Origin of the sequence: Curtobacterium sp. PhB190 (assembly GCF_004365385.1) — a bacterium.
GTDB lineage: Bacteria > Actinomycetota > Actinomycetes > Actinomycetales > Microbacteriaceae > Curtobacterium.
Genome location: NZ_SODN01000010.1, coordinates 106701 through 120334, shown reverse-complemented (window position 1 = coordinate 120334; position 13634 = coordinate 106701). Strand labels below are relative to the sequence as shown.

At 72.1% G+C, this 13634-nt stretch carries 12 protein-coding genes; 8 read left to right on the top strand and 4 right to left on the bottom strand.

What is annotated here, in order from left to right; all coding sequences use genetic code 11:
• The 3 genes from EDF47_RS16575 to EDF47_RS16565 form a co-directional block, all read left to right on the top strand.
• On the top strand, positions 1 to 526 hold a 526-nt coding region (locus tag EDF47_RS16575; protein WP_133985718.1), incomplete at its 5' end, for a response regulator transcription factor.
• A 107-nt stretch (positions 527 to 633) separates the two neighbouring features.
• The gene (locus tag EDF47_RS16570) at positions 634 to 1935 is read left to right on the top strand and encodes an ATP-binding protein (RefSeq protein WP_133938400.1); all 1302 of its coding nucleotides are present in this window, start codon (positions 634 to 636) and stop codon (positions 1933 to 1935) included.
• Positions 1932 to 2981, top strand: a complete 1050-nt coding sequence (locus EDF47_RS16565; protein WP_133938398.1) for a hypothetical protein — start codon at positions 1932 to 1934, stop codon at positions 2979 to 2981. Before EDF47_RS16570 ends, EDF47_RS16565 begins: the two co-directional genes overlap by 4 nt.
• A gap of 790 nt (positions 2982 to 3771) precedes the next feature.
• On the opposite strand, the gene EDF47_RS16560 is transcribed toward EDF47_RS16565, so the two are convergent.
• Both EDF47_RS16560 and EDF47_RS16555 read right to left on the bottom strand, forming a co-directional pair.
• Positions 3772 to 4026, bottom strand: a complete 255-nt coding sequence (locus EDF47_RS16560) for an acyl-CoA carboxylase subunit epsilon (protein WP_123292197.1) — start codon at positions 4024 to 4026, stop codon at positions 3772 to 3774.
• Between the two features lie 13 nt (positions 4027 to 4039).
• Entirely contained in the window at positions 4040 to 5635 is a 1596-nt protein-coding gene (locus EDF47_RS16555) for an acyl-CoA carboxylase subunit beta (RefSeq protein WP_123292198.1), read from the bottom strand.
• A 74-nt stretch (positions 5636 to 5709) separates the two neighbouring features.
• Here EDF47_RS16555 and EDF47_RS16550 point away from each other — a divergent pair, with 74 nt between their 5' ends.
• The 4 genes from EDF47_RS16550 (at position 5710) to EDF47_RS16535 (ending at position 9864) form a co-directional block, all read left to right on the top strand.
• A complete protein-coding gene (locus EDF47_RS16550) occupies positions 5710 to 6510 on the top strand; it encodes a biotin--[acetyl-CoA-carboxylase] ligase (protein ID WP_131881400.1) in 801 nt (266 codons plus the stop codon).
• Between the two features lie 4 nt (positions 6511 to 6514).
• Positions 6515 to 7063 (top strand): PH domain-containing protein, encoded by a 549-nt coding sequence (locus EDF47_RS16545; protein WP_123292200.1) that lies wholly within the window; start codon positions 6515 to 6517, stop codon positions 7061 to 7063.
• 66 nt (positions 7064 to 7129) lie between these two features.
• The gene (locus EDF47_RS16540) at positions 7130 to 8437 is read left to right on the top strand and encodes a UDP-glucose/GDP-mannose dehydrogenase family protein (protein WP_133938396.1); all 1308 of its coding nucleotides are present in this window, start codon (positions 7130 to 7132) and stop codon (positions 8435 to 8437) included.
• 41 nt (positions 8438 to 8478) lie between these two features.
• Positions 8479 to 9864 carry a hypothetical protein gene (locus EDF47_RS16535; protein ID WP_131881403.1) on the top strand — a complete coding sequence of 462 codons (1386 nt, stop codon included), beginning with the start codon at positions 8479 to 8481 and terminating at the stop codon, positions 9862 to 9864.
• On the opposite strand, the gene EDF47_RS16530 is transcribed toward EDF47_RS16535, so the two are convergent.
• Positions 9831 to 11018: a glycosyltransferase gene (locus EDF47_RS16530; RefSeq protein WP_133938394.1), complete on the bottom strand. Its 1188-nt coding sequence runs from the start codon at positions 11016 to 11018 to the stop codon at positions 9831 to 9833. The genes EDF47_RS16535 and EDF47_RS16530 overlap by 34 nt on opposite strands.
• 48 nt (positions 11019 to 11066) lie before the next feature.
• Here EDF47_RS16530 and EDF47_RS16525 point away from each other — a divergent pair, with 48 nt between their 5' ends.
• Complete coding sequence (locus EDF47_RS16525) at positions 11067 to 12290, top strand: polysaccharide pyruvyl transferase family protein (protein WP_165932442.1); 1224 nt, start codon at positions 11067 to 11069, stop codon at positions 12288 to 12290.
• Positions 12291 to 12587: 297 nt separating this feature from the next.
• On the opposite strand, the gene EDF47_RS16520 is transcribed toward EDF47_RS16525, so the two are convergent.
• Positions 12588 to 13610, bottom strand: a complete 1023-nt coding sequence (locus EDF47_RS16520) for a GH25 family lysozyme (protein ID WP_208320988.1) — start codon at positions 13608 to 13610, stop codon at positions 12588 to 12590.
• Between the last annotated feature and the right edge of the window lie 24 nt (positions 13611 to 13634).

Sequence of the window (13634 nt, the reverse complement as noted above, 5' to 3'; positions counted from 1 at the left end):
CGACGTCGTCGTCCTCGACCTGTCCCTCGGTGACGGCTCGACCGTGACCGAGAACGTCAAGGGCGTGCAGGGGACCGGCTCCGCCGTGCTCGTGCACTCCATCGCGGACCGCGTCGCCAACGTCCGTGAGGCACTCGCAGCAGGGGCTGCCGGTGTCATCCCGAAGTCGTCCGCCACGAAGACGGTGATGGCAGCGGTCGCCACCGTCGCCCGTGGTGACGTGCTGAACAACCTCGAGTGGGCGAGCGCCATCGACGCCGACCGCGACTTCGCGAAGGCCCAGCTCGGCCGGCGCGAGCGCGAGATCCTGCACCTGTACGCCTCGGGCCTGCCGCTCAAGCTGGCGGCGCAGCAACTCGGCATCGGGTACTCCACGGCTCGTGAGTACCTCGACCGCATCCGCGTGAAGTACGTCGAGGTCGGTCGCCCGGCCCCGACGAAGGTCGACCTCCTGCGGCGGGCGGTCGAGGACGGCATCCTCCCCGGGCTCGACTCGGGCATCGACCCCGACGGTGACGGTCGCTGAACACGATGGCGAGCGCGGCTGAGCCGGCGTCGCGCCGGGGGAGCGGCCCGGGGACCGGTCGGGGGACCGGTCGGTGGTTCGGCCGTGGGTCGGGCGGCGCTGGTGCGGTGTCCGGCGATGCCGGCCGCGTCCCAGCAGGCTCGGGCCGTGCTCCCGGTGGCGACCCGGTCGGCTTCGGGGACGGCGCGCCGTTCGGTGCCGACCCTTCGCGCAGCGTCCGCGCGTCGATCACGCAGGCGTCGGTGGAGCGTGCCTTCGCGATCCTGCTGGCGATGACCGCGGTCGGCCTCGGCATCGTCGACACCCCTGCGGTCCTCGCCCAGTTGCCGTACCTCGACCCGTTCTGGGGCCCGGTCGTCGCGATCGCGCTCGGGGCGTCGTTCGTCCTGGTCGGGGTCTCGGCGTTCGTGCCGCGGGTGGCGCAGTTCGCGCAGATCCTGTGCGCCCTGCTCTTCCTGGTCGCGTTGACCACGTGGCCGCTCACGGTGCAGGACTCGATCCCGTCCACGCAGCAGCCGTGGCCGTGGTGGTTCTGCACCGTCGGCTCGACCGCGGCGGCCATGGGCTTCGCAACCTGGCGGGCCACGATCTACACCGCACTCGTGCCGGCGATCTACGTCGTCCTCCGGCTCACCCCGGTCGGCGGCGACGCCGGGCTCGTCCGTGCGCTGCTCGACGGCGTCTACACGGCGCTGCTCAGCGGTGCGGTGCTCGTCATCGCCGTGGTCCTGCGCCGTGCTGCTTCGTCGGTCGACACGGCGCAGTCGACCGCGGTCCGCCGGTACTCGCACGCCATCCGCGAGCACGCGGTCGAGGTGGAGCGCGTGCAGGTCGACGCGATCGTGCACGACAGTGTGCTGACGACCCTGCTCTCCGCCGCGCGGGCCGACACGCTCGAGGCGAAGACCCTCGCCGCCCGCATGGCACGGAACGCCATCGACCACCTCGAGGCCGCAGCGGCCGACGGCCCGGACGACGACACCCCGGTCACGCTCGCCGACCTCCGCACCCGCATCGGCGAGGCGATCGGTGCCCTCGCGGCGCCCGTCCAGCTCGTCCCTGCCCCGTCCGGGTCGGTCCGGCTGCCGGCGTCGGTCGCCGACGCCCTCGCGTCAGCAGCACTGCAGGCGGCCGTCAACAGCGTCCAGCACGCCGGTGGGCCCGACGTCGCCCGGTGGGTCCGCGTCGAGCAGCACGACGACGGCGTGCACATAGAGGTCGGCGACGACGGTCGCGGGTTCGACGTCGCGACGATCCCGTCCGAACGACTCGGGGTGCGGCGGTCGATCATCGAGCGCGTCGCCTCCGTCGACGGCCGTGCCGAGGTGCACACCGCCCCGGGCGAGGGCACGCGCATCGAACTGACCTGGTCGCCCGTGACGCCCACGACGACGGGAGCCGCAGCGTGAAGGTCTCCCTGCCCGCGAGCATCGCGCTCGGCCTGGCGTCGCTGTTCTCCGTCTACCACCTGGTCCTCGCCGTCGCGTCGCTGCAGCGCGTGCACGACGTCGGCCCCGTGATCGCCTGCATGATCCTCTACGCCGCGGCCACCGGCACCGCGTTGTTCGTGCCCGGCAAGGTCCTGCCGGTCTGGACGGCGTGCTTCTCGCTCGCAACCGCGATCATGATGCCGCTCGTCGCGGCGCCGGTCGTCGACCTGGCGAAGGGCCCGGGGTCCGCCACGTGGTGGATCGCCGCCGTCGGCACCCTGATGGTCGTGCTCGTCGTGCGGGGACGCGGCCCGTTCGCCTGGGCCGGGGTCCTGTTCCTCGCCGTGTACACGGTCGCCTGGGCCGGTCTCGATGCGCTCGGCACACTCGGGGTGCTCGGCAGCGTGGCCTGGGTCGCGATCGCCACGGTGTTCGCCATCGCCATGAACCGCGCCATCCGGAACACCCGCGAGCTCATGCGCGCCGAACAGGAGACCGCCGACTGGCAGGCGGCGCAGGACGCCCACGTCTTCGAGCGGCAGTTCCGCCTGAGCCAGACCACGCGGATGGCCCTGCCGATGCTGCAGCGGATCATCGACTCGTGCGGTGACCTCGACGACGCGGACCGGGCCGAGTGCCTGCACCTCGAGCAGGCCATCCGCGACGAGATCCGCGGCCGCTCCCTGCTGTCCGAGGACGTCCGCGACGAGGTCATGCGCCTGCGCCGCCGGGGTGCGACGGTGCAGCTGCACGACGACGGCGGTCTCGACGAGCTCGAGGTCGACGACGTCCGCCGCATCCACGCCCGCATCGCCGAGGCGCTCCGCCAGGCCCGCGAGGCCGACAACGTCATCGTCCGCACCGTCAGCGAGGGGTCCGACTCCGCGGTGACGGTCGTCGGGCTCAAGCTCGACACGGCCGCGAGCGAGTCCGCCGCCCTCGGAGCGGGCATGGAGGACGACGACGGCGACGAGGACGACTCCGTGGCCCTCTGGCTCGAGATCCCGAGGCACGAGCCCGCCTGAGGCGCGCTGCGCCCGCCCGCGCGTGGTCGTGTGCGGCGTCGCGCGCGGCGAGACGGAAGCGACAAGGTCGACGTCGTACGACATCGAGGGTGTCGCTCGTGCGCGCGCGCAACTGTTGTGTCCGCGTGCGGACGACTACGTCGACGTCGTACGACGTCGAGGACGTCGTTCCGGGTCCGTGGGACGCGCGCGCGGCGGTGGACAGGACACGTGCCGGCCGGGAGGCCCGTGGCGGCGCCGCCACGGGCCTCCCGGCCGAACGTGGTCGCGCCGGGCTGGCGCCGACGGCTGACGCGACAACACGGACGTCGTACGACGTCGGGGATGTCGCTCGTGCGCGCGTGCAACTGTTGCAGGTGCCGGGGGACGACACTCTGGACGCCGCACGACGTCGAGGATGTCGTTCCGCATCGACGACGGCCGGCGCGAACGCCCCCGGAAACGGGGAACGGGGAACGGGGAACGGGGAACGGGCCGGTCGTATCCGACCGGCCCGTTCACGACCCGAGGCTGAGCGACAACCCGAATGTCGCCCTGCCTCGCAGCGGGCGGTGGCGTCGTACCCTAGTCGGCCACCGACCTGCGATGTTCTTCGTTGAAGGACACCGAACACCAGTAACTATGCCAACCCACAACCCCTGTGTCAGTCGTCATTATGGGGGACAAATTCGGCATTTCCGGTCCTCTTCGGCGTTTCGTGTCCCCCGTGCGAGGGGATACCGACCGGGAAGTGCAGCCTGCAACGTCCGCCGGGTCGGGGACACCAGGGGTACAGGGAGGCCAAGGTCCGTCAGCGGAGCGAACGGCCCCAGGCGCCGGGGCCGTGGTCGAGCGGGCGACGCAGGCCGCGGGCCGAGGCCTGCCACCCGGTGCGCGGCTCGTCGACGACCTCGGCGCGACCGGCTGCTGCGGCCTCGTCGGCCTGGCGCTGCAGCACGGCGACGACCGCTGCGAGCTCCTCGGGGGTGGGCTCACCGGAGACCACCCGGACGTCGGCCACCGAGGCGGGCTCGTCCGAGGGGACCGGTGCTGCGTGACGACCCATCAGTGCGCACCCATCAGAGGGGGATGTTCCCGTGCTTCTTGGGCGGCAGCGTCGCACGCTTGCCGCGCAGGGCACGCAGGGCCTTGATGACCGAGACGCGGGTGGCGTGCGGCTGGATGATGCCGTCGAGCTCACCGCGCTCGGCCGCCAGGTACGGCGACGCGACGTTGTAGGTGTACTCGTTCGCGAGCTTCGTGCGGACCGCAGCGACGTCCTCGCCGGACTCCTCGGCGCGCTTGATCTCGGCGCGGTACAGGATGTTGACGGCGCCCTGACCGCCCATGACCGCGATCTCGGCGGTCGGCCATGCCAGGTTGATGTCGGCGCCGAGCTGCTTCGACCCCATCACGATGTACGCGCCGCCGTAGGCCTTGCGCGTGATGACGGTGACGAGCGGGACGGTGGCCTCGGCGTAGGCGTACAGCAGCTTCGCGCCGCGGCGGATGACCCCGGTCCACTCCTGGTCGGTGCCGGGCAGGTAGCCGGGCACGTCGACCAGGGTCAGGATCGGGATGCCGAACGCGTCGCAGAACCGCACGAAGCGGGCTGCCTTCTCACCGGCGTCGATGTTCAGCGTGCCGGCCATGGCCTGCGGCTGGTTCGCGATGATGCCGACGGTGCGGCCCTCGACCCGGCCGAAGCCGATCAGGATGTTCGGCGCGAAGAGCGGCTGGACCTCGAGGAACTCGCCGTCGTCGACGACGTGCTCGATGATCGTCGTGACGTCGTACGGCTGGTTCGTCGAGTCCGGGATCACGAGGTCGAGCTCGTGGTCGGCGTCGGTGGTCTCGAGCTCCGGGGCGACGTCGTAGGCGGGGGCGTCGGACAGGTTGTTGTCCGGCAGGAACCCGATGAGCGAGCGGGCGTAGTCGAGCGCGTCGGTCTCGTCCTCGGCCAGGTAGTGGGCCACGCCGGAGACCGCGTTGTGGGTCTGTGCGCCGCCGAGCTCCTCGAAGCCGACGTCCTCGCCGGTGACGGTCTTGATGACGTCGGGGCCGGTGACGAACATGTGGCTGGTCTTGTCGACCATGATCACGAAGTCGGTGAGCGCGGGGGAGTACACCGCGCCGCCGGCCGCCGGGCCCATGATGATAGACAGCTGCGGGATGACGCCGGACGCCTGGGTGTTGAGGCGGAAGATCTCGCCGTACTTGCCGAGCGCGACCACGCCTTCTTGGATCCGGGCCCCGCCGGAGTCGAGGATGCCGATGATCGGCACGCCCGTCTTCAGCGCGTGCTGCATCACCTTGATGATCTTCTCGCCGGCGACCTCGCCGAGCGAACCGCCGAAGACGGTGAAGTCCTGCGCGTACACGGCAACGTTGCGGCCGTGGATCGTGCCGACGCCGGTGACGACCGCGTCGCCGTAGGGGCGCTTGGCGTCCATCCCGAACGAGGTGGTGCGGTGGCGGACGAACTCGTCGAACTCCACGAAGGAGTTCTCGTCGAGCAGCTGCTCGATGCGTTCGCGCGCGGTGCCCTTGCCCTTGGCGTGCTGCTTGGCGATCGCGGACTCGCCCGCAGCGGTCACGGCCTCGTGGTACCGCTCGCGGAGGTCGGCCAGCCGGCCTGCCGTCGTCGAGAGATCGGGGGTGTCTCCTGAAGTCACCCGCTCACCCTACCGGCGGCGGGGTCGGGGCCGGTTGGAGGACCCCCACGGTTCCTGCCCGTACATTTGCGTGCATGTCCACATCCCCGTCGTCGTCGTTCCCCGCCACCAGCGAGGCGGTCCGGTCGGCGGGCGCGACCCTCACCGTCCCCGACGAGACCGGCTCCACCAACGCCGACCTGCTCGCCGTGGCACCCGAGCAGCAGCACGGCAGCGTGGTCGCGACGCTCCACCAGACCGCGGGTCGGGGGCGACTCGACCGCACGTGGAGTGCACCGGCGGGCGAGGCGCTGGCCGCGAGCCTGCTCGTGCGCGCCGACCTCGCCGACCACGACCGTGGATGGCTGCCCCTGGTCGCCGGCGCCGCCATGCGTGACGCGATCGCACGGGTGCTGCCCGCCGGCGCCGACGTCGCCGTCAAGTGGCCGAACGACGTCCAGGTCGCGGGCGACAAGGTGTGCGGCATCCTCTGCCAGGTCGCCTCCGACGGCAGCATCGTCGTCGGCGCCGGCGTGAACCTCACGATCCCCGCCGACCGCCTGCCGACCCCGACGTCGACGTCGCTGCTCGTGGCCGGCGCGGTCGACGACGCCCCCGCGTTGGCCGACGCGGTCCTGTCCGCCTTCCTGGCAGCCGTCCTGGAGGCCGTGGCCGGCCTGGTCGCCGGTGGTCCCGCCGCCGAGTCGGTCCGGTCCCACGTCCGCGCCGCGTGCGGCACGATCGGTCGCCGCATCCGCCTCGAGCTGCCCGACGGCACCGTGGAGGAGGCCGACGCCACCGGCATCGACGACGAGGGCCGCATCACGATCCGGGATCGAGCGGGTGACTCCAGGGGCGTCGCCGTGGGGGACGTCACCCACCTGCGGTATGCATGACGGCATGACCGCCGAGCCGCCGCCCGAACGCGTCGTCGCTCGCCTGCGACCGCACGCTCGTCGGCTCGTGCGCCCGGCGGTGTTCGTCGTGCTGGTCGTGGTCGCCGGCGGGTTCGGGTTCGGGGTGTTCCAGGCGCAGCTGGCGTGGCTGAACGCCGTCGTCGCAGGACTCGTCGTGGTGCTCGTGGTGTTCGGCGGCGCCGTGCCGCTCTTCCGCTGGATGTCCGAGCGGTACGTCGTCACGACCCGGCGGCTCGTCGTCGTGCACGGGCTCGGCACCCGTACCCGGCAGGAACTCCTGCACTCCCGCGGGTACGACGTGACGGTGCGCCGGCGCGGGCTCCAGGGCGTGTTCCGCTCCGGTGACGTCCTGGTGTTCCCGGGCGACGACCCCGCCGTGGTGCTCGCGGATGTCCCGCACGCCGACCTCGTGGTGGCCGTCCTGCACGACCTGGTCGAGGCGTACGAGGCCCGGCGGCGGCACCGCGAGCCGGACTGGGACGAGATCGTCGGCGGCCCGGACCGACCGCCGTGGGGCGACGTCCGCGCCTGACGCCGCCGCGACACCCTGGGTACCGCGGTGCTGGAACTCCCACGAGAAACCGGTACCTTCTTCGTCGTGCGTATCTCTGTCATCGGCTGCGGGTACCTCGGTGCCGTGCACGCCGCCTCCATGGCCAAGCTCGGACACGAGGTCGTCGCCGTCGACGTCGACCCGGCGAAGATCGAGCGGCTCGCTGCCGGCGAAGCCCCCTTCTTCGAACCCGGGCTCCCGGAGATCCTGACCGAGGCGCTCGCGTCCGGCCGGATCCGCTTCACCACCGACATGGCCGAGGTCGCCGGTGCCCGCGTGCACTTCCTCGCCGTCGGAACCCCGCAGAGCCCGACCGGTGCCGCGGACATGACCTACGTGAACGCCGCGGTCGCCGCGCTCACCCCGTACCTGTCGGCCGATGAGTTCGTCGTCGGCAAGTCGACCGTCCCGGTCGGCACCGCCGCACGCCTCGCCGCCGAGGTGTCCGAGGCCGTGCCCGGGGCGACGCTCGTCTGGAACCCTGAGTTCCTGCGAGAGGGCTTCGCCGTGCAGGACACCATCAGCCCGGACCGCTTCGTCTACGGTGTGCCGGACGGTGACGCCGGGCAGGCCGCCGTCGACGCCCTCGACGAGGTCTACGCCGAGGCGCTCGCGTCCGGCACCCCCCGGCTCGTCGTCAACCTGCCCACTGCCGAGCTCGTCAAGATCAGCGCGAACGCGTTCCTCGCCACGAAGATCTCGTTCATCAACTCGATGGCGGAGATCGCCGAGGTCGCCGGCGCCGACGTCACCGCGCTCGCCGACGCCATCGGCCACGACGCCCGCATCGGCCGCAAGTTCCTCAACGCCGGCCTCGGCTTCGGCGGCGGGTGCCTGCCCAAGGACATCCGGGCGTTCCAGGCCCGGGCGAACGAGCTCGGCGTCGGGGAGTCCCTGGCGTTCCTGGCCGACGTCGACGCCACGAACCTGCGTCGTCGTGCGCACGTCGTCGAGCTGGCGCAGGAGCTGCTCGGCGGGGTCGTCAGCGGCAAGCGCGTCGCGGTCCTCGGTCTGGCCTTCAAGCCGAACTCGGACGACGTCCGTGACTCGCCCGCCCTCGACATCGCTGCGCGCCTGCACGAGCTCGGTGCCACGGTGTCCGCCTACGACCCCGAGGCCGTCGTCACCGCGCGTCGCGTGCACCCGGAGCTCGACTTCGTCGAGACGGCGGCGGACGCGCTGTCCGGCGCCGACCTGGTCCTGGTGCTGACCGAGTGGACCGAGTTCCGCGAGCTCGACGCGACCACGGTGGCGTCCCTGGTGTCGAGCCCGGTCGTCATCGACGGCCGCAACTGCCTCGACCGCGACGCCTGGACCGCCTCCGGCTTCACGTACCGCGGCATGGGGCGCTGACGCCGATCGTCCCGGACCGGCTCCGGCGGCTGTCCTCCGGCGTGCTGCGTCCCGCTGGACGACTCCGCGGGCGCGACTGGGCGACCCCGGTCGTGCTCGCCGCCACCCTGCTCGTCCTGACGGCGTCGGTGGCGCGGACGTTCTCGTCGATGCCGCTCGCGAGCGTCGACGAGTCGGCCCACGTCGACTACGTCCTGCGCGTCTGGCACGGCCAGCTGCCGGTCCTGTCCGACGGCATCCGGTTCCGTCCGGGCTTCGGCGGGACACCGCCCGTCCAGTGGGTCGCACAGCACCCGCCGCTCTACTACCTGCTGCTCGCCCCGGTGATGGGCCCGCTCGTCGACGCCGGGCACCCGGTGCAGGCCGTGGTGCTCGGCCGTCTGGCGAACGCCGTGTTCGTCGCCGCGATCGTGCCGGTCGCCGCGTGGGCTGCGGCCCGGTGCTTCCCCGGGGTCGTGCGGCTCCCCGGCACCGTGGCCGTCGTGACCGCGTCGACGAGCGTCCTCGTGGTGCAGGGCGGTGTCGTGTACAACGACTCGCTCGCAGCGTTGACCTGTGCGCTGGCGTGCGGCGTCGCCGGAGCAGCGCTGCGGTCCGGCGTGGGACCGGGGCTCGCCGTCGGGGGAGCGCTCGTGGCGGCGGCCGGCACGACCACCCGCCTGTCGTTCGCCCTGTGGCTCGTGGCGATCGTCGTCGCGTTCGCACTGGCTCGCACGGTCCGGTTCGGCCGGCTCCGCGGTGTCTGGGCCCGCGTCGTCGTCGCGGCGGTCCCGGTGCTCGCCGCCGCAGCCGCCTCCGGGTGGTTCTGGCTGCGGAACCAGGCCCTGACCGGCTCGTTCAGCGGTCGGCCGACCGCCTGGCCCGGGTACACCCCGAGGCCGCACTACTCCGAGGCCGAGGTCGTCTCGATGCTCGGCTTCTGGCGGCAGCTCTTCGCCCTGTTCCGCGGCTCGTTGCCGATCGCGAGCCCGCTGCCGTGGGTGCTCCTGCTCGTCCCGGTGCTGCTGTTCGTCGCGGCCCTCGTGCTGCGGCGCCTGCGCCCCTGGGCACCCGCCGACGACGACCGGTGGCCGCGCCGCCTCGTCGTCGCGATGCTCGTCGTGGTCACGCTGCTGTTCGTCGTCGTCGAGATCCGTTACACCGCGGGGGGCGGCGCACCGCTCAACCGGTACACGCTCACGGTGCTGCTGCCGATCGCGTTCGCGATGGCGGCGGGCTTCCTCGCCTGGCGTCGTGCGGCGACGTGGCTCGTGCTGGTGTGGGGTGCCGCGGCCGTCGTGCCGACGTGGTCGCTCGTCCGGTTCGAGGGCTCCGAGCTCGTCGGGCACTCCGGCGCCGTCGTGGTGGTCGCGTTCGCAGCGGCGGTCGTGTGCGCCGCCGGGATGCTGGTGGCCTACGCGATGGCCGCGCGCAGCACCGCCCGGTAGCGCTCGCCGATCCGTTCGGTGGAGAACTCCGCCGCCGACACCACGGCCTGCTCCTGGTAGCGCGCCCGTGCGGCGTCGTCGGTGAGCACGCGCTGCAGTGCTGTCCGCAGCGCGGGGACGTCACCGGGGGGCACGAGGACCCCGGACACGTCGTCCTGCACGACGTCGCGGATGCCGGGCAGGTCGCTCGCGACGATCGCGGCACCGACGGCAGCGGCCTCGAGCAGGGTGACGGGCAGCCCCTCTTGGTCGCCGTTCGCCGCGGGGATCGACGGCACCGCCACGACGGTGGCCGCAGCCAGGGTCTCGAGCACCTCGGTGCGCCCGCGCTGGCCCAGGAACGTCACGGGCAGTCCGGCGGCCTGCTGCTCGAGCTGTGCCCGGTACGGACCGTCACCGACGACGGTGAGTCGCCACGGCACGTCCTCGCCGAGTCCCCGCAGCCCCTCGATCAGGTTGCCGAAGCCCTTCTTCTCGACGAGGCGGCCGACCGCCACGACGTGGTGCTCCTGTGCGGGGACGCGGGCGCGGGTGTCACGGGCCGGGCCGAGGTCGACGCCCATCGGGATCACGGTCGACCGGGCCTCGGGCACGCCCCACTCGGTCAGCCGCTCGCGCATCTCGGAGTTCACGGTCGTGACGTGCGCCGAGCGGCCGAACACCCAGCGCTTCAGGCGGACCAGGGGAGCGGCACGGAGCGCGTAGATGTCCCCGCCGTGCGTCGTGACGACGATGGGGACACCTGGGGCCGCCAGCGTCGCGACGAGTGCCTGCGGGATCGCCCAGTGCGCGTGGATGACGTCGGGCTTCGCGGAGCGGACAACGCGGCGGATCGCGAACCACTGCGCGAGCACCAGGGCCGGCACCTGCACGATGCGCGACCGGCGTTCCTTGAGGTTGTCGAGGATCGCGCCGTCGGCCAGGTCCTCGAACGCCTTCGGGAAGTACGGGAACCGCCGGACGCCGACGTCGCCGATGCGTTCGGTGGTGGCACCGCCCGGGACCCGCGGCGTGAGCACCATCGTGTCGAACTCGAGTGCCTCTTGGTGCGCGAGGTCGAGCACGAACGCCGGCACGCCGTCGTCCGGACGGGCCGGGAACGTCGAGCCGAGGACGAGCAGGCGGGGACGGGCGGAGGGGGTGGGGCGGGACATCGTGCCTTTCCGGGGGTCGCGGGGGACGGTCCGGTAGGCTCTCCACCCGTGCGCGTTCTGATCCACAATAGCGATTCGCCCCACAACCGCGGGGACCGGGCGATCCTCGCCGGCAACGTCGAGCTGGTCCGCAGGCGGTGGCCGGACGCCGAGATCGTCTCCCTGTCGCAGTACCCCGAGCGGGACGCTGCGTGGTTCGGGATCCGGTTCCTGCCGGTCTCGCCGTACAGCACCGGCATCGGCGACCTGTTCGCCCTGCTGCGTGCCGCGCGCAGTGCCGACGTCGTCCTGTGGGGCGGCGGCGAGATCCTCAAGGACTACACGAACAAGCTCGGCCTCGTGTACTGGTTCGGCAAGATGCTGCTCGTCCGCGCGGTGAACAAGAACCTGATCGGAGCCTTCCAGGGCATCGGTCCGACCACCGCCGGCGTCAGCAAGCGCCTGATCCGCGCCACCGTCGACCTGTGCCGCTCGTTCGCCGTCCGCGACGACGAGTCCCGCGAGAAGCTCCTGGCGTGGGGCGTCCGCACGCCGATCGTGTCGTCGTTCGACCCGGCCGTCGTCGGGACCGTCACGACGCCCGACGCCGACGTGCTCGAACGGCTCGAGCGCACCACCGGCTTGACCGCCGAGCGCCTCGAGGGCTCGATCGGCTTCGGCGTCCGCCGCTGGTTCCACTACAAGCGCAGCGGCTGGATCCCGTTCCGCTTCCTGCCGAAGCGCTTCCGGCAGACCGGTGTCGACAGCGACAAGCTCGTCACCTACCGCCAGGCCGTCGCCGACCTGGCCGACCGCGTCATCGACCGTTGGGACGCCGACGTCGTGTTCTACCCGATGCACATGGAGGCGTCGGAGGGCGACGCCGCCTTCGCCCGCGAGGTCATCGCCCTCATGCGGCACGCGGACCGCACCCACGTGGTCGAGGCCGACGAGTTCTCACCGTCCGAGTACGCGGGCCTGATGTCCTGCAGCCGCCTGTTCCTGGCGAGCCGCCTGCACTCCGCGATCGTCGCGACCATCGCCGGCGTCCCCGCCGCGGTGCTCTACTACGTCGACAAGGGCCGGCTGTTCTTCGAGCAGATGGGCCAGCAGGAGTTCTCGAAGCCGATCGAAGCAGCACTCGAGCCGACGTTCGTCGACGACGTGACGGCGCAGCTGGAGCGGCTCGACGCCGACCGCGACGCGGTCCGCGCGCAGCTCGCCGAGGGCGTGGCCCGGATGGCGACCGCGCTCGACGCCGACTTCGCCGAGGCGACCCGCGACGTCCGCTGACACCAGCGGCTCGCGATCGTGAGCCGATGACGGACGGGAGGCCCGTGGCGACACCGCCACGGGCCTCCCGTCCGTCCGGGCGAAGCTCGCCGGCGCGTGGTGCGTGGGCGGCGCACCGTGCGTGCGTCGTCGTCCGGTGCGGGCTTGCCCGCTTGGTGCGCGGTTGTGTGTCGGCACGGGGCGTGCAACGGCGCACCGGGTGTCGGAGTCCGCACCGTGCGGCGGACGGGAGGCCCGTGGCGACACCGCCACGGGCCTCCCGTCCGTCATCCGCACCCGCTCAGGGCGTGACGCGCGTCACTCGGTCTTGGCCGCGAAGCGCTTCAGGTACGTGATGTCGTTCCGGTAGACGTCCTGGTCACCCGGGAGCACCCCGCCGGACGCCCACTGCCAGAAGGTCCACTTCGACCAGCTGCGCCCGAGCGTTCCCGGCGTGGTGAAGTTCTTGACCGGGTAGATCGCGACGAACAGCGGGTTCTTCGAGAACTGGTTGCTGTTGTTCGTGCAGCGCTTCCACCAGTCGGTGGTCGTGTAGATCGCAGGGTAGCGGTGGATCTTCTTGTACACGGTGTTCGAGAAGTCCTTGATCCAGCTGCGCATCTGGCCCCAGGTCTTGCCGTAGCAGGTGCCCTGGGCCGCGCTGCCGTACTCGATGTCGAGCAGGGGCGGCAGGGTCTTGCCGTCCTTGCTCCACTGCCCGCCGTGTGCGAAGAAGTAGTTCGCCGTCGCGGCGCCGCTCGCCTGGCTCGGCTGCGCGTACACGTAGCCGCCGCGGTACAGGTTCCGCTGCTTGGCGGTGGCGTACTGCTGCTTGTAGGTCGAGCTGACGTACGAGGTGCCCTCGGTCGCCTTGACGTAGGCGAACCGGGCGCCGTTGCGGTACGCCTGCAGGAAGTTGACGCTCGGCTGCCACGCGCTGATGTCGAACCCCTGGACGCGTCCCGGTGGTGGGCCGGACGCGGTGGCGGCGGAGGAGGTGCTCAGCGATTGGGCGCTCACGCCACCGGCGGCGCTGTCCGGCGCGGTGACCGTGACGTGTGACTCTCCGGCGTGGGCGGCGATGCCGGCCCCCATGGTGTGGTTCCCGGTGCGGTCCATCTCGGCGATGGAGAGCTGCTCGGCAGCGGGTGCGGGTGCAGCAGGTGCAGCAGGTGCAGCAGACGCAGTGGGGGCTGGGGTCGCCGCCGCTGTCGTCGTGGCAGTCGGTGCCGGCGTTGCCGGGGCGGTCTCGGCGACCGCCGTCCCGCTGCCGAAGGTGATGGCCCCGGCGACGGCGGCAGCGGTGCCGAGTCCGAGGATCTTGGTGATCGGTGCGCGCATGTGGTCTCGTCTTCCCTGTCGAGA

Excerpts from the sequence above, each read along its gene's own strand:
- EDF47_RS16545 (WP_123292200.1), top strand. The coding sequence starts at position 6,515 with ATGACCGCCGAGCCGCCGCCCGAACGCGTCGTCGCTCGCCTGCGACCG.
- EDF47_RS16520 (WP_208320988.1), bottom strand. The coding sequence starts at position 13,610 with ATGCGCGCACCGATCACCAAGATCCTCGGACTCGGCACCGCTGCCGCC.
- EDF47_RS16530 (WP_133938394.1), bottom strand. The coding sequence starts at position 11,018 with ATGTCCCGCCCCACCCCCTCCGCCCGTCCCCGCCTGCTCGTCCTCGGC.
- EDF47_RS16550 (WP_131881400.1), top strand. The coding sequence starts at position 5,710 with ATGTCCACATCCCCGTCGTCGTCGTTCCCCGCCACCAGCGAGGCGGTC.
- EDF47_RS16560 (WP_123292197.1), bottom strand. The coding sequence starts at position 4,026 with ATGGGTCGTCACGCAGCACCGGTCCCCTCGGACGAGCCCGCCTCGGTG.